The following is a 25019-nucleotide window of genomic DNA, read 5'->3' as shown; positions in this document are numbered from 1 at the left end:
AAACGGAGACTGTGGTGAAGCTGCTCGTGACGGGCGGGGCGGGATATGTCGGCAGTGTGTGCGCCGCCCGGTTGCTGAAGGCGGGCCACGAGGTCGTCGTGCTGGACGACCTGTCGACCGGCCACGCCGACGCGGTGCCCGACGGCTGCCGGTTCGTCAGGGCGGACCTGGCCGAAGCCGCGGGCGACCTGCTTGCCGAGGGTTTCGACGGCGTGCTCCACTTCGCGGCCAAGTCACTGGTCGCCGAGTCCATGCAGGACCCCAGGAAGTACTGGGACGGCAATGTGCTCACCTCTCTTCGTCTGCTCGAGGCCGTGCGCGTCTCGGGGACGCCCCGGCTGGTGTTCTCGTCCACGGCCGCCGTGTACGGGCAGGCCGAGGTGGTCCCGATCGTCGAGACCGCACCGACGCGGCCGACCAACACCTACGGCGCCACCAAGCTCGCCATCGACCACGCCATCACCTCCTACGCGCAGGCGCACGGGCTCGGTGCCGTGAGCCTGCGGTACTTCAACGTGGCGGGCGCGTGGGGCGGCTACGGCGAGCGCCACACCACCGAAACCCATCTCATCCCGCTCGTGCTGCAGGTGGCTCTCGGCCAACGCGCGGCGATCCACGTGTACGGCGAGGACTACCCCACCGCCGACGGCACCTGTGTTCGCGACTACATCCACGTCGCCGACCTCGCCGAAGCACACCTGCTCGCCCTCGAACACGCCAAGCCGGGCAGTCACGACATCTACAACCTGGGCAGCGGCACCGGTTTCTCCGTCCGCGAGGTCATCGAGACCTGCCGCGAGGTCACCGGCCACCCGATCCCCGCCGAGATCAAGGACCGCAGGCCCGGCGACCCGCCCACCCTGATCGCGTCGAGCGACCGCGCCCGCGACGAACTCGGCTGGAAGCCCGAACACGTGGCCATGGACGCCATCGTCGGCGACGCGTGGGAGTTCACCCGGGCACGTTCAGCTCGCTGATCCGGCTCGGCCGCGGCGGCAGGAACGCTGTCAGCGGTTGAGCGTCGCGGACGTTGCCGGGGTGAGCAGTCCCGGCGCTGCCCGCGTCGCGTTCGTCGAACGCGGCACGTGCCGGTGTCGGTGTCGAGCCGGGTGGCGCTGGCGCCGGGGCGTGCCCGGACACGGTTCGGCGGCGTGGCTCGGCTTCCCTGCCTTCACCGGACCGCTCGGTTTCGTGAAGTGAGTCGGCTCGCTCTACTGGCTCGGAGTCCTCCGGACCTCCGGTTTTCCCCGGCGACTCGACTCGTCCTGCCGACTCGGCTTGCGCGAACCGCTCGGCGTGAACCGGATGCTCAGCTCGGTCGGGACGCTCGGCTCGGTCCCGTGGTTCGGCCTCGCTGGGTGGCTTCGTTCGTTCGGGTGGCTTGGGCGGTGCGGTGGGCCTGGTTTCCTCGCGTTGCTCGTGGGCGGTGGGGTGCTCCAGTGCGTCGGCCTGAGCCGGGGGCGCCGCTCGTCCGAAGTGGTCGTGTCGTTCGCGGTGCTCGCCTCGTTGCCATCGTTCCGGTTGGGTGAGCCACTCGGCTCGGGTCGGTGGTTCGGGTGGCCCGGACGGTGGTTCGGGTCGCTGGGGCGGGGCTGCTTGATCGGGAATGGGTGCGGTTGTCTCCCATCCTGGGTCGTCCGTGGCGTCGGGTATGCCTTCGTTTCTCAGGATGCTCTCGACCAGCAGGCTTCGCAGGTGGTGTGGGGGGAGGCCGCGGGTCAGGGCCATGTGCAGCAGTACCGCCAGCGCCTGGCCCGGGTTGGCGTCCAAGGCCGTTCGTACCGCCAGGGCCGCCAGTACGCCCGCGCCTCGCAGGTATGCCGACAGGGCCAGCAGCACCGCCGGTTCCGCTCGTTCCGGGGCCGGCAGTGCCCGGACCAGGACGGTCCACAGGCGTTCCGCGGAGTGCGGGGTTTCCGTCAGTGCGGCTGCCATGCACTCGTCCTTCACCTCCGGGTGGGACAGTGCGCGGGCCAGGCGCACCACCTGGCGGTCGGTCAAGGTCGGGAGTTCCGGGGTCCTCTCCGCGTCGGTCAGCATGTTCGTCACCAGCGTGACGTCTGCTTCCAGGTCGGCTCCCGTGTACGGGGTGCTCGGGTTTCTCAGGTGTGCGTCCAGCAGTTCCTCCCTTCTCGCAAGGGTTTCCGGTGGGTCCGGCGCGAGTTGTGCCGCCATGTCCTCGCGGTTGCGGTATGTCACGTCGCCCGCGATCGCCGTCGCTGTCGCCCACGTCGACGCCTGTGGGTCCGGGATGGTGTCCGTGCACTGTGGATCCAGGTAGCACTGCCAGCGTTCGCCATGGCTGAGCGTGCGTACCCAGCTGGCGTGGATCAGCTGGATGTCGTTGTCCGCGTAGGCCTTTCGCAGTGCGTCCACCAGTGGGCGGTGTTCGTCGGCCGTGCCGCCGGTCACCACGGCCAGTGCCGCCACCGCCTCGTTCAGCCTGGTCGCCGCCACGAGCTGCGCGGTGACCGCCTCGACGTGTTCCGGTGCGGGCAGGTCCACTCGCATCGTCGTGCCGACGGTCGGTGCCAGACCGGGTCGGAACGTGAACAGCACCAGCGAGTCCGTCGGCGGGAACCCGATCATGGCCGGGATGCCGGCGGTCATGGCCGACAGGTCGTGGCGTGCGATGTGGGTGTGTGAGGGCGAAGTCGTCATGCGTCCACTGTGCGTGCGGGGACGACGGGGCGGGGTGAGTGGCGGCGGGATTGTGGACAAGTGGGTGGGCTGTGGACAGGTGGTCCGGAAACGGGGGTCGGGGGAAAGGAAATGTCGGTGGTCGGTGGTATGGCGCGGCGGGCACCATGTCGGTGTGCGTGACTTCATCCAACGCCTCCCCAAGGCGGAACTGCACGTCCACCTGGTCGGTTCCGCGTCGCTGGACACCGTCCTCGAACTGGCTCGCCGCCACCCAGCCAAGGCGGTGCCCACCGAACTGGAGCAGCTGCGCGCCTTCTACGAGTTCACCGACTTCGCGCACTTCATCGACGTGTACGTGAAGGTCAACCAGCTGGTGGTCACCGGCACCGACGTCACAGCGCTCGTGGTCGGGCTCGCGCGTGACCTCGCGGCCAACCAGGTGCGCTACGCCGAGGTCACGGTCACGCCGGTGCCGCACCTCGTGACGGGCATCGAGCCGGACGAGCTGGCCGAGGCGCTCACGAAGGGCCGCAGACGCGCGCTGCGGCAGCACGGCGTGGCGTTGGCCTGGGTCTTCGACATCGCGGGCTCGCTCGGCTTCGACGCCGGTGTCGCGACCGCCGAGTGGGCGCTGCGGTTCCGCCCGGAAGGCACGATCGGGTTCGGGCTCGGCGGCAGGGAGGCCGGTGTGCCCCGTGAGCTGTACCGCGTGCCGTTCGACATGGCACGCGAGGGCGGACTGCACCTGGTGCCGCACGCCGGGGAGACGACCGGGCCCGAGACGATCTGGTCCGCGCTCAAGCACCTGCGCGCGGAACGCATCGGGCACGGCACCAGCGCGGTCCGCGACCCCGGCCTGCTGGCACACCTGGCCGGCGAGGGCATCCCCGTCGAGGTCTGCCCCACCTCCAACCTCCGCACCCGCGCCGTCGCGGCCATCGCCGAGCACCCGTTCCCCCGGCTGCTCGACGCCGGTGTGCCGGTCACGCTGGCCACCGACGACCCCGGCATGTTCCACACCGACCTCAACCGCGAGTACCTGCTCGTGCACGAGCACTTCGGGTTGAGCCGGGGCGACCTGGCCGACCTGGCCAGGGCCGGTGTCCGGGCCGCGTTCTGCGGTGAGGACCGCAAGGCCACGCTGCTGGCCGAGATCGACGCCACCGAACGCGGCCAGTGATCGATACCGTGAAGATGCGCGTGTGGGTCTGGCGCCCGGCGAGGACCACCCACCACAACATCGGACCAGACGTGATCAGCGCACGACCCACCCACCAACACGTCACGGAATCGATCGTCTAGATGAGCCCGGCGAGCCGGTAGGCGACCAGCGAACCCGCCACCGCCACGTTGAGCGACAGCCCCGTGCCGAGCATGGGGATCTCGACGGCGGTGTCCAGCAACGCGGTCGCGTCGGGCGGGATGCCGTCGGACTCGTGGCCGAGCACCACGACGGTGCGGCGGCGCGCGGGACGCAGTTCCACGAGGCGGATCGACTCGTCGGTCAGCTCCACGCCGACGACGTCGCTGTCCTTGCGTTGCGTGGTGAGCCAGGTCAGCGGGTCGTTCACCCAGTGGATGCACGACGGTGTTCGCAGGGTGTTGCCCTTGGCGAGTGCCTCGCGGATCCACGGGCGGTGCGGCACGGCGAGACAGGCACCGACCGCGTCGCAGGTGCGCAGGAGGGTGCCGAGGTTGACGCCGTACTTGGGCCAGAGCGGCGCGACGATCAGGTGGTCCCAGCAGGAGTGGGCGCGCCGGTGCCGCTTGCCGCGCAGTTCCGCCCTGGTGCTCACCCACATCGGACGGGCGCTCATCGGGCGCCGGGGAAGGTCCTTTCGGCCATGGGAGCGACGTTTCGCGGCACGCCGGAGCCATCGAAGGAGAGACGAGGTACCCCGAGTGTAGCGCCAGGTCCGATAGTCGCCAGCGGTCTCGCGGCTTTCGGACGACCATGGCAGGCATGCGGATCCGACATCGGGGCATGGAGCCGAGGGTCGATCCGTCGGCGTACGTGGCGCCGAACGCGACGCTCGTCGGCGACGTCCGGGTGGGCCCGCACGCACGCGTCATGTACGGCGCGGTCCTGGACGCCGAGGCGTCACGGGTGGCGGTCGGCGCGCACACCATCGTGTCCGAGCACGCCGTGCTCCGGGCGACCGGGGTGACCGACGCGCCCGTCGTGCTGGCCGACCACGTGTTCGTCGGTCCACACGCGACGGTGCTCGGCGCGCGGGTGGCCGCGGCCGCGTACCTGGCCGCGCAGGCGACGGTCCTGCAGGCGGCGAGCATCGGCACCGGGGCGTGTGTCGCGGTCGGGGCGCTCGTGCACGCGCGGACGGTACTGCCGGACGAGTTCTTCCTGCCCCCGCACACCACCGCGGTCGGCGACCCGGCCGAGGTGTTCGGGCCGGACCGGGCGCAGGAACTGGCCGAGGCCATCGCGGGCGTCGGGTTCGCCGACGCCGCGTTCGGCGTGCGCACCGCGTGGACCGACCGGGTCACCCGCTACCGGGAGGTGGCGCAGGTCCGGTCGGCCGAGTACGCCGCGCACGCCGACGACGTGGTCCTGTGAAAGACGTGGGGAGGCCGTGCGCACGATCGGCGGGTTGACGGGCAGACTCGTGTCATGACAGACGACCCGTACCTCTGGCTGGAAGAGGTCACCGGCGAGACCGCCCTGGACTGGGTGCGGGAACGCAACGCCGAGACCATCACGGAACTGACCGGGACCGAGCGGTTCACCGGGCTGCGGGACGGGATCCGCGAGGTCCTCGACGCCGACGACCGGATCCCGTACGTGCGCAGACGCGGCGACCACCTCTACAACTTCTGGCAGGACGCGGCCAACCCGCGCGGCCTGTGGCGGCGCACCACGCTCGAGAGCTACCGGAGCGCCGACCCCGAGTGGGAGCTGGTGCTCGACGTCGACGCGCTCGCGAAGGCCGAGGACGAGAGCTGGGTGTGGCAGGGCGCTGCCGTGCTGCGGCCCAGCTACCGGCGCGCGCTGGTCGAGCTGTCCCGAGGCGGCGCCGACGCGACCGTCGTGCGGGAGTTCGACCTGGAGACGAAGGCGTTCGTGACCGACGGGTTCACGCTGCCGGAGGCGAAGAGCAGCGTCGGGTGGATCGACGAGGACCGGATCTACGTCGGCACCGACTTCGGCGAGGGGTCACTGACCGCGTCCGGCTACCCCAGGATCGCGAAGGAGTGGCGGCGCGGCACGCCGCTGTCCGAGGCGGTCACCGTGTACGAGGGCAAGCCGGACGACGTGTCGGCGGGCGCGTTCCACGACCCGACCGAGGGCTTCGAACGCGACTTCGTCTACCGCAGCCCGGACTTCTACCGCACCGAGAAGCACCTGCGGCTGGCCGACGGTGAGCTGGTGAAGGTCGACGTGCCCCTCGACGCGGACACCTCGGCGCACCGCGAATGGCTGCTGATCAACACGCGGACCCCGTGGACCGTCGCCGGCACGACCCACCCGGCAGGCGCCCTGCTGGTCGCGCGGTTCGACGACTACCTCGCGGGCGGCCGGGACCTGACCGTCCTGTTCGAGCCGGACGAGCACACCTCCCTGCAGTACTGGATGTGGACCCGCAACCACCTGATCGTGGCGTCACTGCAGGACGTGAAGAGCCGTTTCGACGTGCTCACCCCGGCCGAGAACTGGGCGCGGGCACCGCTCGCGGGCGCACCGGAGGCCGGGGCCGCCGACATCCTCGACACCAGCGACGACCGCGACGACGAGTACTTCCTCAACACGAGCGGCTACACGCAGCCATCCACGCTCTACCGCGGCGAGGTCGGCGCCGAGGCCGAGGTGCTCAAGCAGGCACCCGCCTTCTTCGACGCCGACGGCCTGTCGACGCGGCAGTACTTCGCGACCTCCGACGACGGCACCCGCATCCCGTACTTCGTGGTGGGGCAGGAGAACGACGGGCCGACGCTGATGACCGGCTACGGCGGGTTCGAGGTGCCGCTCACCCCGGGGTACAGCGGCATGCTCGGCCGCGGCTGGCTCGCGCGCGGCGGCATCTACGTCGTCGCGAACATCCGCGGCGGCGGCGAGTACGGCCCGGACTGGCACCAGTCGGTGGTCAAGGAGAACCGGATGCGGGTGTACGAGGACTTCGCGGCGGTCGCGAAGGACCTGGTCACACGCGGGATCACCACGCCGGAACGGCTCGGCATCCAGGGCGGCTCCAATGGCGGGCTGCTGATGGGCGTCATGCTGACCCGCTACCCGGAGTTGTTCGGCGCGATCGTGTGCCAGGTGCCGCTGCTGGACATGCGGCGCTACCACAAGCTGCTCGCTGGCGCGTCCTGGGTGGCCGAGTACGGCGACCCCGACGATCCCGGGGAATGGGCCTACCTCAAGGAGTACTCGCCGTACCAGAACATCGCGCCCGGCCGCCCGTACCCGCCGACGATCATCCTCACGTCGACCCGGGACGACCGGGTGCACCCGGGTCACGCACGCAAGACGATGGCGCGGTTGACGGAGCTGGGTTACGACGTGCGGTACTACGAGAACATCGAGGGCGGGCACGGCGCGGCCGCGGACAACGAGCAACTGGCCTTCAAGTGGAGCCTGGTGTACGAGTTCCTGTGGCGGCAGCTGATGCCCTCCTAGACGATTGATTCCGTAAAGATCATGTGGAGTGGTTTGGCGTACGGACCCGTCATCAGGGCCGATTCACGGCGCTGAGCCTGGATCCACCGGTGATCCGCCGGGTGTTGTGGTCGCGCGGTGGTGCGACCCTGGTCAGACCCGCTTCGCGAGCTGCGGGCGCGGTGCGCCGGGTCGCACCCGCAGGGCACGCATGATCAACGGCGCGATAAAGGCACCAGCCGATGCCCCGAAAGGCGCTTTCGGGGCGTTGAGCGTCCCGAAAGCGCCTTTCGAGACATGAGCGATGTCCCATACGCGCCGTTGATCACCCACCCGCCACCTTCCGGGGCGCCGCTCTGGGCGCGCCGCGCCCGCGGTGCCGTGAAAAAGGCGCGTTGAGCGCATCCGCACTGCTGTGAAAGGCGCTTTCACAGCACCCAACGACCTGAACACTCACCCTGCGGACGCCCGCCCGGCGTCGCGCGCCGACGCCCACGAAACAAGGCATGGCCAGACCCGACGCGACCCACTTACAAGGCGGACCAGGAGAAGGCCGGTGGATCCCGGCTGAGCGCTGTGAAAGGCGCTTCAACCCGACGCAACCCTGACGGTGGCGCAAGCCCACCCCAAAGGGGCTCCCTGCCATCCCCGAGACCTGTCCGTCCGGCGAGGACAACCCACAACCCGAACCGGAACCAGGCAACACCCCGACCGAAACCGGGCCGATCCGACGCGACCAGCACACGACAACCGGCCGCCCACTCACACCGACTTCACGGAATCAATCATCTAGGCGACGAGAAGCCCGTCGGCCAGTGCCACCTGGTCGCCGGTGAACCGGCGGCGCAGCGCCCGGTCGTGGGACACCACGACCAGGGCGCCCGCGAACGCTGACATGGCCTCCTCCAGCTCCTCCACCAGGGTGAGCGACAGGTGGTTGGACGGTTCGTCGACCAGCAGCAGGTCGAGCTCGCCGGTGAGCAGCCTGGCGAGCGCGAGCCTGCGGCGCTGCCCCGCGGACAGCGCGCCGACCGGCACGCGCAGGTCGGCCGGGTGGAACAGGCCGAGCGACAGCAGTTGCCGGGCGTGTTCCTCCGGCAGGCCCGGCCTGCCGTTGGCGTACGCCGCGAGCAGGCCGCGGCGTGGGTGGTCGGCCGGGATCTCCTGTGCCAGGTAGCCGACGCGGCCGTTGCGGGTGACGCTGCCCTCGTCCGGGTCGACGGCGCCGGCAAGAACGCGCAACAGCGTGGTCTTGCCGGCCCCGTTGGGGCCGTGGACCAGGAGCCGCTGCCCGCCCGTGATCGTCAGGTCCGGCACGCGGAGCCGGTCCGCGACCCGGACGTCCCGCAGCGTGGCGACCGTTTCCGGCTGGTCGCCCGCGGTGAGGCGGCCGGTGAACCGCAACGGGTCCGGCGGACGTGGCACCGGGTGGTCGCGCAGGCGGCGGAGCCGTTCGCGTGCGTTGCGCACGCGGCTGGACTCCGACGCCTGCACCCGGCCGCCGTGCCGGTCGTAGCTCATCTTGTTGTTGTCCCTCATCACCCGGCCGGGTGCGACCTGGTGCGCGGTGGTGGCCGCGAACTCGGTCAGGTCCGCGACCTCCGTGGTCCACCGCTCGTACGCCAGCTCCCACCTGCGGCGCGCGTTCTGCTTGGCCGCGAGGTAACCGGCGTAGCCGTCGCCGTAGCGGGCCACGGCACGGCGGTCGCCGTCGACCTCCACGATCGCCGTCACGACCCGTTCGAGGAACACCCGGTCGTGCGACACGGCGACGACGGTGCCTCGGTGTGTGCGCAGGTGGTCCTCGAGCCACGTGAGCGCGGCGGCGTCGAGGTGGTTGGTGGGCTCGTCGAGGAGCATCACCTCGGGTGCCGCGGCGACGAGACAGGCGAGGCCGAGCCGGGCCTGTTCTCCGCCGGACAGGGTGCCGAGACGGCGGTCCCTGTCGATGTCCGCGAGGCCGAGCGCGTGCCGGGCCTTGTCGACGCGGGCGTCGGCCTGGTAGCCGTCCCGCAGCTCGTACCTGGTCAGCAGGTCGCCGTACTCGCGCATCGTGGACTCGTCCAGCCCGGACTCCAGCGCACGGAGACGACGTTCCATGTCGCGCAGGTCGGCCAGCGCGGCGTCGATGACGTCACCGACCGTGTGGTCCGGCGGCAGCTCGGGGGTCTGGCCGACGTACCCGACGCTGTCGGCGGTGACGATCACCTCGCCGTCGTCGGCGGGTTCCCGCCCGGCGAGCACGCGCAGCAGCGTGGACTTGCCCGCACCGTTCTCGCCGACGATGCCGACGCGTTCGCCCGGCCGGATCGTGAGGCTGACGGAGTCGAGGAGAAGGCGCTCGCCGAAGGACTTCCGGACGTCGCGCAGGGTCAGCTGAGTAGACATACAGGTCTCCTGAGGTTGGGTGCCGGGTGAGGACAGAACCTCAGAAGTCCATGACAACCGCTCCCTTAATGCGACTTCAGTTGCATTAGCATGCTGCCATGGACGCGACAGCAGTGCAACCGACTTCCCGGCCGGGTGGCCGGACCGCGCGAAACCGCGTCGCGGTCCGGGACGCGACCCTCGCCGAACTCGCCGCTCACGGCTACGCCGGACTGACCGTCGAAGCGGTGGCGACGCGGTCGGGAGTGCACAAGACGACCGTGTACCGGCGGTGGGGCGGCGTCGACGGGCTGGTCGTCGACGCGCTGGCACTCGCGGACGAGGACGAATGGGCGCCGCCGGACACCGGATCGTTCGCGGCCGACCTGCGAGCGCTGGCGCGGGAGGTGATGACCACCTTCGCCGACTCGCCCGCGTCGGCGGCGTTCGTCGCGGCGGCGTTCCAGTCGGCGCGGGCGGCGGCCGCGTTGCACGGCTTCTACGCGCAGCGGCACCGGCGGGCCGAGGTCGTGGTGACGCGTGCGGTGACGCGGGGCGAAGTCCCGGCCGGGACGGACGCGGGCGCGGTCGTGAAGGCCGCCGTCGCACCGTTCTACTACCGGGTGCTGATCGCGGGCGAGACACCGTCGGAGGAGGTGGCCGACCAGTCGGCCGCCGCGGTGGCACACGCGGCACAGGCCGGGCTCTACGCCTGAAGGGCGGCCCAGATCCGGTCCGGGAGCAGCTTCGCCGCGCGGGACAGGTCGACGTCGGCGCCGTTCAGCCACCGGCGGGACAGTTCCGCGACGGGGCCGATGAGCAGCATCTCCGTCAGCGGGTCCGGCAGGTCCACCACGGCGCCCGCGGCGATGTGCGGGGCCAGCCACGCCGCCATGCGTGCCATCCTCGGCTCCTTCATCGCGGCGATCGCCGCCGCGTGCGCCGGGAGGTAGGCCGCGTACGCCGACGCGTGGATGAACCGGGCGCTCGCCGACCGCTCGGCCACGTAGCCAAGGTAGGCCCTCACGACCGCACGGACACCCGATCGCGGTGTCCTCGCCCGGTCGAGCGCGGCGACGATCTCGTCGAGCAACTGCGCCATGCAGCGGGTGTAGAGCGCGGCCGCGAGTCCGTCGAAGCTGCCGAAGTGGTGGTACAGGCTGCCAAGGCTCACCCCGCTCTCGGCGACGACCGCGTGGACGGTGAACCCCTCGGCGCCGCCCGCCGCGTGCACGGCCAGCGCGGCGTCCAGCAGCCGCCGCCGGGTTTCCTCGCCGCGCCGCTGCTTAACCGGCACCGGTCAGTTCCCGTGCCTGGTCCCACAACACCTGCGCGGGCCCGTCCGGCAGCGCTCCCTCTTCATCGATGTCGAAGTAGCGGCCGGTGCCCGTGTCGTCGGCCAGGCGCACGACCGGAGCGGCACCGTCGACGGGAGCCGCCCAGCGGCGTTTCACCAGGCGCAGCACACCACCCAGCACCCCACCCGGGTCGCCGAGGTCGGTGCGGATCACGCCCGGGTGCACCGCGTCGATGGTCACGCCCGCATCCTGCCACCGCCGCGCGAACAGGGGCACGAGCAGCAGGTTCGCGCGTTTCGTGTCGCAGTAGGTGCGCATGCGGTGGAAGTCCCTGCCGTACGGGGTGCGGTCGAGGTCGACGCGGCCCTTCACGTACAGGCCCGCGCTGACCTGCACCACTCGGCGCAGCCGGTCCTCGAGTGCCAGGTTCAGCTGGAACGGCGCGAGGTGGTTGACGGCGAACGACTCCTCGATGCCGTCCTCGTTGTGGCGCAGGCGCGTCGGCCAGACACCGGCGTTGTGGACGAGGACGTCGATCGTCTCGCAGGTGTCGCGCAACGCGGTCGCGAGCGCGGCGACGGTGCGCTTGTCCGCCAGGTCACCGGGTACGACCTCGACGCCCGGGGGCACGGTCGCCGCCGGGTTCCTGACCACCGCAACCGTCCGGAAACCGTTGCCCGCCAACGACTCGCACACCGCGTAGCCGATCCCCCGGTTGCCGCCCGTCACCACCGCAGTTCGCATGACCACGCAGCCTAACCAGAACATTGTTCTAGAACAAGGTTCTGATCACTAGTGGCGAGGTGACGCGGCTGCCCTTGATGCCGGTGGCGAGCACGCCGCGCTCGACGACCGGTGCGCGTCAGCGGCGGGCCGTGCGGTGCGGTTAGGTTGGCGGCATGCGCGTGATCCGCACGGAGACCGAGATCGAGACGTCGCCTGCCGCGGTGTGGGCGGTGCTGACCGACTTCGCCGCGTACCCGGAGTGGAACCCGTTCATCACGGAGGCGTCGGGCACGCTCGCCGTCGGCGAGACCCTCACGCTGCACATGGTGCCCGGCGAGGGGAAGGCACAGACCTTCACGCCGGAGGTGCGTGCGGTGCGGGAGAACACGGAACTGGTGTGGCTCGGCGCGCTGCGGTGGTCGTGGCTGTTCAGCGCGGAGCACCGGTTCACGCTGTCCGAAGTGGGCGGTGGGACCCGGCTGGTCCACAGCGAGGTGTTCCGCGGCGCCCTGGTGCCGTTGCTGCGCGCGATGATCGACCAGAAGGAACGGGACTTCCGGACGATGAACGCGGCGCTCAAGGACCGGGTTGAGCCGGGGTGAGCAGCAGCACCGGCACCCACGGGAACGTGGCGCGCAGGTGCCCGAGTACGGCACAGGCCGGGAGCCGACTCCTGTCGACTCCCGGCCTGACCAGGTAGTTCCCGCCCAGCGAGCAACCGGCGATCAGCTGCAGCCGGAGGTCGAGCCGCAGCCTTCGCAGACGTAGCACGAGCCCGCGGGGCGCATCTTCGTGCCGCACGTCATGCAGAGCGGGGCGTCGGCGGCCTTGCCGAGGTGCAGTTCCAGCAGTTCGGTGGAGCTGTGGGCTTCATGGACGTCCGGCTTGCCGGACGCTTCCACCTGCTTCGGGGCGGCCGGGGTGGCGTCGACCGAGGTGGCCAGGCCTTCCAGGTCCACGTCACCTGAGGGACCGTAGTCGTTGTTCAGCTGGGCCGAGCGCTCGTCCGCGGTGAAGATGCCCAGCTGGACACGCTTCTCGTACGGCAGGTAGTCCAGCGCGAGCCTGCGGAACAGGTAGTCCAGCACGCTCGTGGCGATCCGCACGTCCGGGTCGTCGGTCATGCCGGCGGGCTCGAAGCGGAGGTTCTGGAACTTCGAGACGTAGAACTCCAGCGGGATGCCGTACTGGAGGCCGACGGAGATCGACATGCTGAAGGCGTCCATCACGCCCGCCAGCGTCGAACCCTGCTTGCCCAGCTTGACGAAGATCTCGCCGAGCCCGTCGTCGGGGTACGAGCCCGCGTGCAGGTAGCCCTCGGCGCCGCCGACCGTGAAGGACACCGTCTGGGACGGGCGCTTCTTCGGGAGGCGCTTGCGGACCGGGCGGTACTCGATGACCTTCTCCGGCTCGTCCTTGCCGTCGTTCTTGCCCTTGCCCGCGGACAGCGGCTGGCCGACCTTGCAGTTGTCGCGGTAGATCGCGAGTGCCTTGAGACCCAGCTTCCAGCCCTGGAAATAGATCTCCTCGACGTCGGAGACGGTGGCCGCCTCCGGCATGTTCACCGTCTTCGAGATGGCGCCCGAGATGAACGGCTGGACCGCGGCCATCATCCGCACGTGACCCATCGGCGCGATGGACCGCTCGCCCATGGCGCAGTCGAACACCTCGTAGTGCTCGCGGCGCAGGCCCGGCGCGTCGATGACGTGACCGTGCTCGGCGATGTACTCGACGATCGCCTCGACCTGCTCGTCCTGGTAGCCCAGTGCCTTCAGCGCACGCGGCACGGTCTGGTTGACGATCTGCATTGAGCCGCCGCCGACCAGCTTCTTGAACTTGACCAGCGCCAGGTCCGGCTCGATGCCGGTGGTGTCGCAGTCCATCATCAGGCCGATCGTGCCCGTGGGCGCCAGCACCGACGCCTGCGCGTTGCGCCACCCGTTGGCCGCGCCGACCATCAGGCCGCGCTGCCACTCCTGCGTCGCGAGCCGCTGCACGGTCGCGTCGTTGTGGTGGTAGGTGCGGATCAGGTCGTTCGCGGCGGCGTGCTTGCGCATGACCTTCTGGTGCGCATCGGCGTTGCGGGCGTAGCCCTCGTACGCGCCGACGACCCCGGCCAGCTCGGCCGAGCGGCGGTAGGCGGTGCCGGTCATCAGCGAGGTGATGGCGGCGGCGAGCGCACGGCCGCCGTCCGAGTCGTACGCGTGCCCGGTTGCCATCAGCAGCGCGCCCAGGTTGGCGTAGCCGATGCCCAGCTGGCGGTACTTGCGCGTCGTGTCGGCGATCGGCTCGGTCGGGAAGTCCGCGAAGCAGATCGAGATGTCCATCGCGGTGATGATCAGCTCGACGGACCGCGCGAACAGCTCCGCGTCGAACGTGCTGTCCTCGCGCAGGAACTTCATCAGGTTCAGCGACGCGAGGTTGCAGCTGGAGTTGTCCAGGTGCATGTACTCGCTGCACGGGTTGGATGCGGTGATGCGGCCCGACTCGGGGCAGGTGTGCCAGTCGTTGATGGTGCTGTCGTACTGGATGCCGGGGTCGGCGCACTCCCACGCGGCCTGCGCCAGCTTGCGGAACAGCTTCTTGCCGTCGACCTCCTCGATGACCTCGCCGGTGGTGCGGGACCGCAGGCCGAACGGGCCGTCCTGCTCGACGGCGTGCATGAACTCGTCGGACACGCGGATCGAGTTGTTGGCGTTCTGGTACTGCACCGAGGTGATGTCGGAGCCGCCGAGGTCCATGTCGAAGCCGGCGTCGCGCAGGACGCGGATCTTCGCCTCTTCCTTGGCCTTGGTCTCGATGAACTCCCCGACGTCCGGGTGGTCGACGTCGAGCACGACCATCTTCGCGGCGCGGCGGGTGGCGCCACCGGACTTGATGGTGCCCGCGGACGCGTCGGCGCCCCGCATGAACGAGACCGGGCCGGAGGCGGTGCCGCCGGAGGACAGCAGCTCCTTGGACGAGCGGATGCGCGAGAGGTTCAGGCCCGCGCCGGAGCCGCCCTTGAAGATCAGGCCCTCCTCGCGGTACCAGTTCAGGATCGAGTCCATGGTGTCGTCGACCGCGAGGATGAAGCAGGCGGACACCTGTTGCGGCGACGACGTGCCCACGTTGAACCACACCGGCGAGTTGAAGCTGAACACCTGGTGCAGCAGCATCCAGATCAGCTCGTGCTCGAAGACCGTGGCGTCGTCCTGGGTGGCGAAGTAGCCGTGCTGGATGCCGGCGTCCACATAGGTCCTGACGACGCGGTCGATGAGCTGCCGGAGGGAGTGCTCACGCACCGGGGTGCCGACAGCACCGCGGAAGTACTTGCTGGTCACGATGTTCGTGGCGTTGACGGACCAGAACTCGGGGAACTCGACGCCACGCTGCTCGAAGTTCACCGTGCCGTCGCGCCAGTTGGTCATCACCACGTCGCGGTGTTCCCAGGTGACCTCGTCGTACGGGTGCACTCCCTCGGTCGTGTGCACGCGCCGCACGGTCAGCCGCTGCGATGTCGCGGCCTCCTTGTCGGTCCCCACCGTCTCCGTCATGACCTCTCCCTCGTTACTCGCACGTTTCGGTGCGGGCACGTTCGCTCCCGTGTACGGACCCACCGTCCGACGTGACCTCTTGCCTATCCCGTAACGCCGTCGTGTACGGCTTCTACTCATTCGCTTCTTCGCCCGGCTCGACCACCCGTCGCAGGCCGGCGATCTCCTTCTCGAAGTCCTCAATGGACGAAAAGCTGCGGTAGACGCTGGCGAAGCGCAGGTAGGCGACCTCGTCGAGCTCCCGGAGCGGGCCGAGGATCGCCAGGCCCACCTCGTGGCTTGGCACCTCGGCGGCACCGGTCGAGCGGATCGTCTCCTCGACCTTCTGCGCCAGCTGCTGCAGGGCGTCCTCGTCGACGGGGCGGCCCTGGCAGGCACGCCGCACCCCGGTGACCACCTTCTCGCGGCTGAACGGCTCGGTCACTCCCGAGCGCTTCACCACGGCAAGGACGGCCTCTTCGACGGTGGTGAACCGCCGGCTGCACTTGGCGCAGGACCGCCTGCGCCGGATGACCTGCCCGTCGTCCACCTCACGCGAGTCGACGACCCGGGAGTCCGAGTGCCGACAGAACGGACAACGCATGGGTCACCCCCAACTGGTGATCGACATGTGGAAAACCTGTGGGTAAGTCCACCCCAACCTGTGGACTAACTACAGGTGTGTAACTACTAGATGTTGGGGTCGACGGTATGCCTAGACGCCACATGATGCAAGTCGACACGAAGCGACACGCGGACGAGGACGAGGCGTGACGAGCGCCACCACTGGTGGCGGCACAGCTCGGAAGAGCCACCTGGACGGTGACGCTACGAGGAGTCTCGGACGGGACGATGCGTGTCGACAGGCACGTGGCCAGGGAGATTGCCACAGGGGCCGGTCCGGGAGTGCGAGGGGTGGCGGCACGGGGGTGGTGGCGCGTGCGCTAGTAGCCGAGGCGGGGTGGGTCAGCAGGTGCGCACGGCAGGAGAAGCGGGCACCAGCGGGAGCCGAGCCGGCCTGGAGCGAGCTCGGGGAAAGGGGCGGAACGCAAGGCAGCAAAGGAAATCAGTTCGTCGGCGCGCGGCGTGGCGCGGATATCGGGAAGGCGCTGGGATCGACGACAAGCGACCAGACTAGGGCTCGAACGGCACGGTCAGTGGCTGCCCGGGCCGCACCAGCCCCTCCACCCCGTTCAACTCGCGGATCCGCTCGACGACCACCGACGCGTCCGACGCGGGAGCGACCCGCCCCGCCAACTCCCACAGGCTCTCCCCCGGCTTGACCCGGACGACCGTGGTCTCGGAAGGCACCGACGGCGCCACGGCACCCGCCAGCGCACCGAGGCCGAGCACCGCGGCACACGCGGCGGACGCCACCACCAGTACCCACACGACCTGCAGCCGGGGCCGTCTCGGCGCGCACGAGGCGACCACTCGCGGTGCGCCGAGGCGCACGGCCCGATGCCGGGTCGGAGGGCGATGCGCCGGTGCGCGACGGACCACCCGTGCGGGCGTGCGCGGGGCCGGGACCTGCGTTTTGTCATCCGACCTGTGCGTCGTCACGCTCATCATGGCCTCCTGACCGCTCTCGAACACGTGCTCGAAGCTCGAACAGCAGTTCGATCGAACCTTCGTGCGATTTTCTACCACGGGGCACCGACAAAAAACGAGACCCGCGCGGCGTGTCGTCGAACAGGTGTTTGATCTCCAGGTGGCCTACGGATAACGTCGAACACGCACACGAACATTCCGGGCGCCACGTGGGCGCACCGGCGCGCAGGGAGGCATGCAGTGCCACGCAAACCAGGAGGAATACCGAAGGGCGTCCCGAAGAGGAAGCCGTTGCGGGGCAACCTGCGCAGTTTCCCCGGCATCGCGCAGGCGGACGCGGAAGAGCTGCCCATCCGGCAGCGTGAGGTCCTCGACGTCATCCGCACGTGGGTCGAGCGGTTCGGGTACCCGCCCAGTGTCCGCGAGATCGGCGAGGCGGTTGGTCTGACCTCGACCTCCTCGGTCGCCTACCAGCTGCGGGCGCTTGAGCAGAAGGGCTACCTGCGGCGCGACCCGAACCGGCCGCGGGCGATCGGGGTGCTGCCACCGGACGTGGACCCGGCCACCGTGCCGGCCCCGGCCGCGGCCACCGAGGACGACGCGCCCGCCGAGGTCGCGGTCGCCACGCCCGCCGCCGCGTACGTGCCCGTGCTGGGGCGCATCGCCGCTGGTGGGCCGATCCTCGCGGAGGAGGCCGTCGAGGACGTGTTCCCGCTGCCCAAGGAGATCGTGGGCGAGGGGTCGCTGTTCCTGCTCCGGGTCGCGGGTGACTCGATGGTCGACGCGGCGATCACCGACGGGGACTGGGTGGTGGTGCGCCAGCAGCCCACCGCCGACAACGGGGAGATCGTCGCCGCGATGATCGAGGGCGAGGCGACGGTCAAGACGTTCAAGCGCAAGGACGACCACGTCTGGCTGATGCCGCACAACGAGGCCTACGAACCGATCCCCGGTGACGAGGCCACCATTCTCGGCAAGGTCGTCGCCGTGTTGCGCAGGCTCTAGGAACAACGGAGTCGTCGGCGCGCCGCACGCCGACGAACGAAGAAGGCACAACCCGCGGCGATCGTGGCAGCAGCAGCCTCCCCCACGATCGCCGCGGGTTTTTCGTCAATACGACTTACGCCCCCGCAGCAAGCGGAACAGCAAATAAACGACGACGATCACGCCTATCGTCACAGCGGCGGCGGGTATTACCGGCAGCCCTTCCTCGTCCGGTGGCGATTCCGAGATGTTCGCGGCACCCTCCGGTTTCGCCGTTTCCGGCGGCGGTTTCGGCGCCACCAGCCGCGCCGCCCCCGCGACCACCGTGACCGGCTGGCCGACGCCCTCCGACGCCGACACCAGCGAACCGTCCGGCTGGAACGCGATCGCCTCGCCCTGCACCTCGTTCGGCAGCGGCACCCGCACCGGCTCCGAGGAGAACGCGCCGACCACGTCGCCGTCCTTCATCGGGAACAGGTACGCGTCGGTGTAGGTCCGCAGCGCGATGGCCGTGCCGTCCCGGCTGGCCGCGGCGCCGGTCACCGTGACCGAGCCGACGACGCCGGGCACCGGGCCGCCAGGGGTGTCCGTGCTGGACAGCCGCACCGTCATGACGTGCTGGAGCGGTGTCGGCCCCGGCGAGGTGAGCGGTGCGGCCGGACGGTAGACCGCCGCGGTGCCCAGCGGGCTCTTCGTGATGATGTACGGGGTCCCCGCCGGGTCGAGCAGCAGCGCTTCCGCGTCGTGCCTGCCGTCGGGGTAGGTGAGCCGGTACAGCGTCGTCTCGCCCGCCGGGGTCAGCGCGATCAGCGCGACCGTGTCGCGGTCGCCGTCGTTGTCGCCGGTGTCGGACAGCCAGAACGTGCCGTCCTGGCCAAGGGCCAGGTCCTCGACGTCGTAGGGGTCGAGCGGCGCGGTGAGCACGTCCTGGACCTGGCAGTCCCTGTCCAGCACGTACACGGTCGCGGCGGTGCCGCCGTCGTTGACCGCGTACCAGTGCTCGTCGTCGGCGACCAGGCCGGACAGCTCACCCAGCTCGGGATCGGTGACCGTGCACGCCGGGACGGGCGCCGGCACCTGTGCGTGGGCCGCTGGGGTCGCCAGAAGCAACCCCAGCGGCACCAAGAACGCAAGCGTCACCGACCGCACTGGCAAACCTCCCCGAAGCCCGTGGCCCGAAACCCACGGTAGCGGCCCCGGGGGGCCACCTGTCAGGCAGAGGTGCCGTTGACGATGAAGCTCTCCAGCACACCCGCGAGGTCCGGCTTGACCTTGGCGGACAGCTCGGTGCCCTGCTCGGTGTGGCGCTCGGAGAGCACCTCGCCATCGCGGTGCACGCGGGCCACGAGCTCGCCCCGCGTGTACGGCACGAGCACCTCGATCTCGACCTCCGGGCGCGGCAGCAGCTCGGCCAGCCGCTCCCGCAGCTCGGGGATCCCGACACCCGAGTGCGCGGACACGAAGACCGCACCCGGCAGCAGGTGCCGCAGCCGGGTGAGCGACAGCTCGTCCATCGCGTCGGTCTTGTTGACAACGACCAGCTCGGTCGGCAGAGCCGCTTCCCGCTGGTCCGCGATCTCGCCGAGCACCTCGCGCACGGCCTCGACCTGCCACTCCGGGTTCGGATCGGAGCCGTCCACCACGTGCAGGATGAGGTCGGCGTCGGCGACCTCGTCCAGCGTGGAGCGGAACGCCTCGACCAGCTGGTGCGGCAGGTGCCGCACGAACCCGACGGTGTCGGTCAGCGTGTAGACGTTCCCCTCCGGCGTGGTGGTCCGGCGCGTCGTGGCGTCCAGGGTGGCGAACAGCGCGTCCTCCACCAGCACGCCCGCGCCGGTCAGCGCGTTGAGCAGGCTCGACTTGCCCGCGTTGGTGTAGCCGGCGATCGCGACGCTCGGCACGAGGTTGGCCCTGCGCTGGCTCCGCATGGTGTTCCGCACGGTGCCCATCGCGGCGATCTCCTTGCGCAGCTTGGAGATCTTGTGCCGGATGCGGCGCCGGTCGGTCTCGAGCTTGGTCTCACCAGGGCCACGCAGACCCACACCGCCGTTGCCGCCACCCGCACGGCCACCGGCCTGCCGGGACAGCGCCTCACCCCAGCCACGCAGGCGCGGCAGGAAGTACTGCAGCTGCGCCAGCTCGACCTGGGCCTTGCCCGGCCGGGACCGCGCGTGCTGCGCGAAGATGTCCAGGATCAGCGCGGTGCGGTCGATGACCTTGACCTTGAGCTTCGCCTCCAGCTGACGCAGCTGGGACGGCGAGAGCTCACCGTCGCAGATCACCGTGTCGGCGCCGGTCGCGGCGACCACCCCGGACAGCTCGGTGACCTTGCCCGAGCCGATGTAGGTGGCCGGGTCCGGCCGGTCGCGCCGCTGCACGAGACCTTCGAGGACCTCGGAACCGGCGGTCTCCGCGAGCCGGGCGAGCTCCGCGAGCGACGCCTCGGACGCGGCGGCACTGCCCTCGGTCCAGACGCCGACGAGGATGACCCGTTCCAGCCGCAGCTGCCGGTACTCGACCTCGGTGATGTCCGAGAGTTCGGTCGACAGTCCGGCGACCCGCCGCAGCGCGGCGCGGTCGGAGAGCTCGAGTTCACCCGCAGAGAGCTCAGCCAGGTCAGTCAACCCGTCGTCGTCGGCTTGCTGATGATTGAGATTCTCTGTCACGTGGTGAAACCCTCCGTCTTTCCGGTTTTCGCTGTCCCATGAATAGTCCCACGTTTCAGCGCCCGAATCGACCGGGTTATTCCCCGATGCCCTCCCACCAGGCCTGATCCAGCTCGCCGCGCGCCACGAAAACCGCGGGCCCGGACAGGGTCGACGCCTCGGGTTCGACGGTCACCCGCACCTGCCCGCCCGGAATATCGACGGTGGCCGCGCCGCTGTGCTCACCACGTCCGTAAAGCACGCCGGTGACCGCGGCGACCGTGCCGGTGCCACACGACCGGGTCTCGCCGACCCCACGTTCGTGGACTCGCATGCGGAGCCGGTCCGGGGCCTCGACCACCACGAACTCGACGTTCACCCCGTCCGGGAACACGTCCGGGTCGTAGGCGGGCGGCGTGGTCAGGTCGAGCGACGCGAGCTTGTCCGCGTCCTCCAGCACGCACACGAGGTGCGGGTTGCCCACGTGCACCGCGACCCCCGCGACCGACGCACCACCCACCGTGGCCAGCGACGACCCGGTCACCCGGGCCCGGCCCATGCCGACGGTGACCTGGTCGCCGACCGTGACCGTGCGGACACCGGCGCGGGTGCCGATGGCGAACTCGCGCTCCCCGACCAGGCCGGCGTCGACGAGGTAGCGGGCGAACACGCGCACACCGTTGCCGCACATCTCGGCGATCGAGCCGTCGCCGTTGCGGTAGTCCATGAACCACTGGTCTTCCGGCACGTCGGAGGGCCGGTCTTCGACCGCCTTGGCGGGCACCACCCGCAGCACGCCGTCGGCGCCGAGGCCCGCGCGGCGGTCGCAGAGCACGCGGACCCGCGCCGCGGTCAGGTCGAGCGTGGCGCCGGGGTCCGGGAGCAGCACGAAGTCGTTCTCGGTGCCATGGCCCTTCAGGAACTGGATACGCACCAGTCCGCCTCCCCGCGATCTCGAAGTGCTGGTTGCGTCCCAGCGAACCATACGGTGAGCAAGGTGGTTGGTGGCTGAGTGCCGTCACGTTCCCCCGCGGTTCGGTTGATCAGCGGCACACCGCGTTTCGTCAGGCCAGACATCGGGCGAGTGCCGTGCCCACGAGGTTCTCCTTGGTCGCGTCCAGCCACTCGATGCGCTGGTCGCGGCGGAACCACGAGCGCTGGCGGCGGACGAACCTGCGCGTGGACAACGCGGTCGCCGCGGCGGCCGCGAGCATGTCGTGGTCGGCATCGAACTGGTCGAGCACCTGCTGGTAGCCAAGGGCCCTGGACGCGGTACGGCCGACCCGCAAACCCTGTCTCTCCAGCTCGCGGACCTCCTCGACCAGCCCGTTCTCGAACATGGCGATGACCCGCTGGTCGACGCGGCGGTCCAGTTCCTCGCTGTCGAGGTCAAGACCGAGCTGCACGGTGCCGTAGCGGGCGGGGCCGGGGCGCGGCATGGTCGCGGAGAACGGGCGGCCGGTCAGCTCGATGACCTCCAGCGCGCGGACCACGCGGCGGCCGTTGCTCGGCAGAATCGCGGTCGCGGCGACCGGGTCGAGCTTCGCCAGCCGGTCGTGGAGCCGCTGCGGGCCGAGGTCGGCCAGCTCCTGTTCGAGGCGGGCGCGGATGTCCGGGTCCGTGCCGGGGAAGTCCAGCTCGTCGAGGACCGCGCGCACGTACAGGCCGGAGCCGCCGGTGATGATCGGGACGCGGTTCTCGTCGAGGAGCCGTTCGACCACCGCGCGGGCGTCGCGCTGGTAGGCCGCGACGGACGCGGTCTCGGTGACGTCGAGGACGTCCAGCAGGTGGTGCGGGACGCCCTTGCGCTCCTCCTCGGTGACCTTCGCGGTGCCGATGTCCATGCCCCGGTAGAGCTGCATGGCGTCGGCGTTGACCACCTCGCCGCCCAGCTCCCGCGCCAGCGCGATGGCGAGCGCGGACTTGCCGGTGGCCGTCGGGCCGACGATCGCGACGGGCCTCACGACCGCGCCTCGCGGGCTCGGTCCGGCCGCCCCGTGTGGACCGGGTCCAGGACCGCGAGGTGGTAGGCCACCCCGAACGGGACCATCAGCCGCGCGTCGGCGGTCCACTCGCCCTGTCCGAGGACACCGGCGAGAACCTGCCACGGGGCGCGGCCTGCCGCGCCGAGCTCGGCTGCGAGTGCGGGGTCGAGTGCCATCAGTGCCTTCGGGTCGGCGCTCGCGAGCGCGTAGTGGACGGAGTCGTCGAACGGGCCCGCGCGGTCGTCGGGCCTGCCGGGTGCGCGGTCGCCGTGGCGGTGGGAGCCGTCGGCGGCGACCAGCAGACCGACGGGTTCCGGGATGCCCGCGAGCCGTTCGCCCAGCGCGAAGCACTCGTCGGGGGACAGGTCCCCGGGCACCAGGTGCACGGTGACCGCCGCCGCGGCCACCTGCGCCCGCAACCAGGCCGTGACCAGCGCGGACAGTGGCATCGCCGGATCGGGTGCACTCGTCGCGGCGTCGCTCATGCGCACCACGACGTCGACGCCGAAGCCGGCGAACGTGCCTGCCGCGTCCGGGCCGAGGACCCCGGCGGGACCGGCGCCGACCGCGATCCAGTGCGGTGCCGCGCTGGTCAGCCGGGTCGTGACGGCCAGGCAGGCGGCCCGCACGGCGGTCACGTCGGCATCGGTCCCCGCGACCAGCTCCGGCACGAGGAGTGGCGGGGTCGGCACGACGGCGGCGCGGACGATCACGAGATCCGAGGCTACCCATGGGCCACCGAACGTGAACTCTCCGGGCTCATGACGTCACCCTGTGCTGTTCGTGGCCGCCCGTCTCGGCCGTGGAGTACCGAGGCGGGGCGTGACCTGTTTGAATGCGCGCGGGTGCTGTGCGATTCGACGCGTCGGCACCGAACACTGCCAGGCCCCGCGAGAGTGGGGCGTCCGCGGCGGGACGAACGCCAGCGGGCACGCGAGCGGGAGGAACGGGCCATGACGGAGAAGGACACGAGCGTCACCACGAGCACCGAGGAGCCGGCCGCGGCGCCCGCCGCACCAGCGCCCGCCGCACCCGCTCTCTCGGCGCCGCTGGTCGCCTCGGCGTCGGCACACCCGGAGAAGTGGGGCCGGGTCGACGCCGACGGCACGGTCTACGTGAAGACCGAGGACGGGGAACGCGCGATCGGGTCGTGGCAGGCGGGTGAGCCCGCGGAGGGGCTCGCGCACTACGCGCGCCGGTTCGACGATGTGCGCACCGAGGTGGAGCTGCTCGAGGCGCGGCTGAAGGCGGGTTCCGGCGACCCGAAGCACAGCCTGACCAGCGCCAAGCACATCAAGGACAGCCTGAAGGACGCGGCGCTCGTCGGTGACCTGACCGCGCTGAACGCGCGGGTCGACCACGTGCTCGCCCGCGCGCAGGAGGCCGTCGAGTCGGTGAAGCACGCGCGCGACGAGGCCAGGCAGGCCGCGGTAGCCCGCAAGCAGGCACTGGTCGAGGAGGTCGAGACGATCGCCGAGGCGTCCACGCAGTGGAAGGTGGCGGGCGACCGGCTGCGCGCGATCCTCGACGAGTGGAAGACGATCAAGGGCGTCGACCGCAAGACCGACGACGCGCTGTGGAAGCGGTTCTCGAAGGCCCGCGACACGTTCAACCGCAGGCGCGGGTCGCACTTCGCCGAGCTGGACCGGCAGCGCGCGACGGCGAAGGAACGCAAGCAGGAGCTGGTCAAGCAGGCCGAGGAGCTGTCCGAGTCCGACGACTGGGCCGGCACCGCGGCGGCCTACCGCGAGCTGATGACCGAGTGGAAGGCCGCAGGCCGCGCGCCCAAGGAGGCCGACGACACGCTGTGGCAGCAGTTCCGCGCGGCGCAGGACAAGTTCTTCAGCCGCCGGTCCGCGGTGTTCGACGAGCGTGACGCCGAGCTGGTGGAGAACGGCAAGCTCAAGGAGGCGTTGCTGGCCGAGGCGGAGAAGATCAACCCGGCCGCCGACCTCGACGCCGCACGCACGCAGCTGCACCGGATCCAGGAGCGGTGGGAGCAGATCGGCAAGGTTCCCCGCGACCGGATCCGGGAGCTGGAGGGCAAGCTGCGGTCGGTCGAGGAGCGGGTCCGGCAGGCCGCGGACGCCCAGTGGCGGCGGACCGACCCGGAGGCCGAGGCCCGCGCCGCGCAGTTCCGTGAGCGCGTCGAGCAGTTCGAGGCCCAGGCCGCCAAGGCCCGCGCGGCAGGCGACAAGCGTCGCGCGGAGCAGGCCGAGGCACAGGCCGCGCAGTGGCGCGAATGGCTGGCCGCGGCGGAGAACGCGGTGGCCTCTCGCTAGCGTTTCCTGTGGACGGGGCCGGACTCGCGGGTCCGGCCCCGTCCCACGTTCGGGTGACAAGATGAAACGGGCCAGCCTTCTGTCGCGATTGGACAGACAACAGGTCGGTGTTCTGGCAGGGAGCGCGAGTGGGACTCCGGTGGCGCAGGAAGCGGGTCGACGAACTCGCCGCGCAGCACGAGAAGATGGTGGCGCACCAGCGTGAGGTGCTCGAACGGCACGCGGGTGCGCGGCAGGTGGTGCGCTCGCCGGGGTGGTACCCGGACGAGGAGCAGCCCGGGCAGGTCCGGTGGTGGAACGGCACCAAGTGGACGGACAACGTCCGCCCGAACTAGCTGATCGATTCCGTGAGTCGGTCGTCGTGTGCTGGTCGGATCGGTCCGGTTCGGGTCGGGTGAGTTGGCTGCG

Annotated in this window: 22 protein-coding genes; 9 read left to right on the top strand and 13 right to left on the bottom strand. The window is 70.6% G+C overall.

Annotated elements, in window-relative coordinates:
* Positions 1 to 14 precede the first annotated feature (14 nt).
* On the top strand, positions 15 to 977 hold the full coding sequence (galE, locus tag ACFPCV_RS33895) for a UDP-glucose 4-epimerase GalE (protein WP_378061016.1): 963 nt from the start codon (positions 15 to 17) through the stop codon (positions 975 to 977).
* Here galE and ACFPCV_RS33890 read toward each other — a convergent pair.
* On the bottom strand, positions 952 to 2661 hold the full coding sequence (locus ACFPCV_RS33890; protein WP_378061015.1) for a DUF4192 family protein: 1710 nt from the start codon (positions 2659 to 2661) through the stop codon (positions 952 to 954). The genes galE and ACFPCV_RS33890 overlap by 26 nt on opposite strands.
* A 154-nt stretch (positions 2662 to 2815) precedes the next feature.
* On the opposite strand from ACFPCV_RS33890, the gene add reads away from it, so the two are divergent.
* Positions 2816 to 3823 (top strand): adenosine deaminase, encoded by a 1008-nt coding sequence (gene add / locus ACFPCV_RS33885; protein ID WP_378061013.1) that lies wholly within the window; start codon positions 2816 to 2818, stop codon positions 3821 to 3823.
* Between the two features lie 118 nt (positions 3824 to 3941).
* On the opposite strand, the gene ACFPCV_RS33880 is transcribed toward add, so the two are convergent.
* Entirely contained in the window at positions 3942 to 4460 is a 519-nt protein-coding gene (locus ACFPCV_RS33880; protein ID WP_378061011.1) for a TrmH family RNA methyltransferase, read from the bottom strand.
* 146 nt (positions 4461 to 4606) lie between these two features.
* On the opposite strand from ACFPCV_RS33880, the gene ACFPCV_RS33875 reads away from it, so the two are divergent.
* Both ACFPCV_RS33875 and ACFPCV_RS33870 read left to right on the top strand, forming a co-directional pair.
* Positions 4607 to 5218, top strand: coding sequence for a gamma carbonic anhydrase family protein (locus tag ACFPCV_RS33875; protein ID WP_378061009.1), 612 nt, complete (start codon positions 4607 to 4609; stop codon positions 5216 to 5218).
* A 54-nt stretch (positions 5219 to 5272) separates the two neighbouring features.
* The gene (locus tag ACFPCV_RS33870) at positions 5273 to 7279 is read left to right on the top strand and encodes a prolyl oligopeptidase family serine peptidase (protein WP_378061007.1); all 2007 of its coding nucleotides are present in this window, start codon (positions 5273 to 5275) and stop codon (positions 7277 to 7279) included.
* A gap of 768 nt (positions 7280 to 8047) precedes the next feature.
* On the opposite strand, the gene abc-f is transcribed toward ACFPCV_RS33870, so the two are convergent.
* Positions 8048 to 9646: a ribosomal protection-like ABC-F family protein gene (gene abc-f, locus ACFPCV_RS33865; RefSeq protein WP_378061005.1), complete on the bottom strand. Its 1599-nt coding sequence runs from the start codon at positions 9644 to 9646 to the stop codon at positions 8048 to 8050.
* 98 nt (positions 9647 to 9744) lie between these two features.
* Between abc-f and ACFPCV_RS33860 the strand changes: the two genes are divergently transcribed.
* Entirely contained in the window at positions 9745 to 10341 is a 597-nt protein-coding gene (locus ACFPCV_RS33860) for a TetR/AcrR family transcriptional regulator (RefSeq protein WP_378061004.1), read from the top strand.
* Here ACFPCV_RS33860 and ACFPCV_RS33855 read toward each other — a convergent pair.
* Together ACFPCV_RS33855 and ACFPCV_RS33850 are read right to left on the bottom strand one after the other, a co-directional pair.
* Complete coding sequence (locus tag ACFPCV_RS33855) at positions 10332 to 10922, bottom strand: TetR/AcrR family transcriptional regulator (RefSeq protein WP_378061003.1); 591 nt, start codon at positions 10920 to 10922, stop codon at positions 10332 to 10334. The genes ACFPCV_RS33860 and ACFPCV_RS33855 overlap by 10 nt on opposite strands.
* Positions 10912 to 11667 carry an SDR family NAD(P)-dependent oxidoreductase gene (locus tag ACFPCV_RS33850; protein ID WP_378061001.1) on the bottom strand — a complete coding sequence of 252 codons (756 nt, stop codon included), beginning with the start codon at positions 11665 to 11667 and terminating at the stop codon, positions 10912 to 10914. The genes ACFPCV_RS33855 and ACFPCV_RS33850 overlap by 11 nt, the downstream gene beginning before the upstream one ends.
* A gap of 155 nt (positions 11668 to 11822) precedes the next feature.
* Here ACFPCV_RS33850 and ACFPCV_RS33845 point away from each other — a divergent pair, with 155 nt between their 5' ends.
* Positions 11823 to 12251 (top strand): SRPBCC family protein, encoded by a 429-nt coding sequence (locus tag ACFPCV_RS33845; protein WP_378061000.1) that lies wholly within the window; start codon positions 11823 to 11825, stop codon positions 12249 to 12251.
* 123 nt (positions 12252 to 12374) lie between these two features.
* Here the strand turns inward: ACFPCV_RS33845 and ACFPCV_RS33840 are convergent, their stop codons facing one another.
* The 3 genes from ACFPCV_RS33840 to ACFPCV_RS33830 all read right to left on the bottom strand — a co-directional run bounded on the left by ACFPCV_RS33840 (position 12375) and on the right by ACFPCV_RS33830 (position 16619).
* Entirely contained in the window at positions 12375 to 15185 is a 2811-nt protein-coding gene (locus ACFPCV_RS33840) for a vitamin B12-dependent ribonucleotide reductase (RefSeq protein ID WP_378060999.1), read from the bottom strand.
* Positions 15186 to 15297: 112 nt separating this feature from the next.
* Entirely contained in the window at positions 15298 to 15768 is a 471-nt protein-coding gene (nrdR, locus tag ACFPCV_RS33835; RefSeq protein ID WP_378060998.1) for a transcriptional regulator NrdR, read from the bottom strand.
* Positions 15769 to 16298: 530 nt separating this feature from the next.
* Positions 16299 to 16619 carry a LysM peptidoglycan-binding domain-containing protein gene (locus tag ACFPCV_RS33830; protein ID WP_378060997.1) on the bottom strand — a complete coding sequence of 107 codons (321 nt, stop codon included), beginning with the start codon at positions 16617 to 16619 and terminating at the stop codon, positions 16299 to 16301.
* A 399-nt stretch (positions 16620 to 17018) separates the two neighbouring features.
* Here ACFPCV_RS33830 and lexA point away from each other — a divergent pair, with 399 nt between their 5' ends.
* On the top strand, positions 17019 to 17720 hold the full coding sequence (gene lexA / locus ACFPCV_RS33825; protein WP_378061197.1) for a transcriptional repressor LexA: 702 nt from the start codon (positions 17019 to 17021) through the stop codon (positions 17718 to 17720).
* A 105-nt stretch (positions 17721 to 17825) separates the two neighbouring features.
* Here the strand turns inward: lexA and ACFPCV_RS33820 are convergent, their stop codons facing one another.
* From ACFPCV_RS33820 to ACFPCV_RS33800, 5 genes are all read right to left on the bottom strand, one after another.
* Positions 17826 to 18839 carry an SdiA-regulated/phytase-like domain-containing protein gene (locus tag ACFPCV_RS33820; RefSeq protein ID WP_378060996.1) on the bottom strand — a complete coding sequence of 338 codons (1014 nt, stop codon included), beginning with the start codon at positions 18837 to 18839 and terminating at the stop codon, positions 17826 to 17828.
* 71 nt (positions 18840 to 18910) lie between these two features.
* Positions 18911 to 20365: a GTPase HflX gene (hflX, locus tag ACFPCV_RS33815; protein WP_378060995.1), complete on the bottom strand. Its 1455-nt coding sequence runs from the start codon at positions 20363 to 20365 to the stop codon at positions 18911 to 18913.
* Between the two features lie 76 nt (positions 20366 to 20441).
* On the bottom strand, positions 20442 to 21281 hold the full coding sequence (dapF, locus tag ACFPCV_RS33810) for a diaminopimelate epimerase (protein ID WP_378061195.1): 840 nt from the start codon (positions 21279 to 21281) through the stop codon (positions 20442 to 20444).
* A 127-nt stretch (positions 21282 to 21408) separates the two neighbouring features.
* The gene (gene miaA, locus ACFPCV_RS33805; protein ID WP_378060994.1) at positions 21409 to 22308 is read right to left on the bottom strand and encodes a tRNA (adenosine(37)-N6)-dimethylallyltransferase MiaA; all 900 of its coding nucleotides are present in this window, start codon (positions 22306 to 22308) and stop codon (positions 21409 to 21411) included.
* A complete protein-coding gene (locus ACFPCV_RS33800; protein ID WP_378060993.1) occupies positions 22305 to 23042 on the bottom strand; it encodes a class III extradiol ring-cleavage dioxygenase family protein in 738 nt (245 codons plus the stop codon). The genes miaA and ACFPCV_RS33800 overlap by 4 nt, the downstream gene beginning before the upstream one ends.
* Positions 23043 to 23282: 240 nt before the next feature.
* On the opposite strand from ACFPCV_RS33800, the gene ACFPCV_RS33795 reads away from it, so the two are divergent.
* Together ACFPCV_RS33795 and ACFPCV_RS33790 are read left to right on the top strand one after the other, a co-directional pair.
* Positions 23283 to 24611, top strand: a complete 1329-nt coding sequence (locus tag ACFPCV_RS33795; RefSeq protein WP_378060991.1) for a DUF349 domain-containing protein — start codon at positions 23283 to 23285, stop codon at positions 24609 to 24611.
* 128 nt (positions 24612 to 24739) lie between these two features.
* A complete protein-coding gene (locus tag ACFPCV_RS33790; protein WP_378060990.1) occupies positions 24740 to 24946 on the top strand; it encodes a DUF2510 domain-containing protein in 207 nt (68 codons plus the stop codon).
* Positions 24947 to 25019 lie beyond the last annotated feature (73 nt).

The sequence above is a fragment of the Actinophytocola glycyrrhizae genome (assembly GCF_042653545.1).
GTDB classification, from domain to species: Bacteria; Actinomycetota; Actinomycetes; order Mycobacteriales; family Pseudonocardiaceae; genus Actinophytocola; species Actinophytocola glycyrrhizae.
The sequence above is the reverse complement of the archived record's forward strand: the minus strand, read 5'-3'. Positions and strand labels throughout refer to the sequence as shown.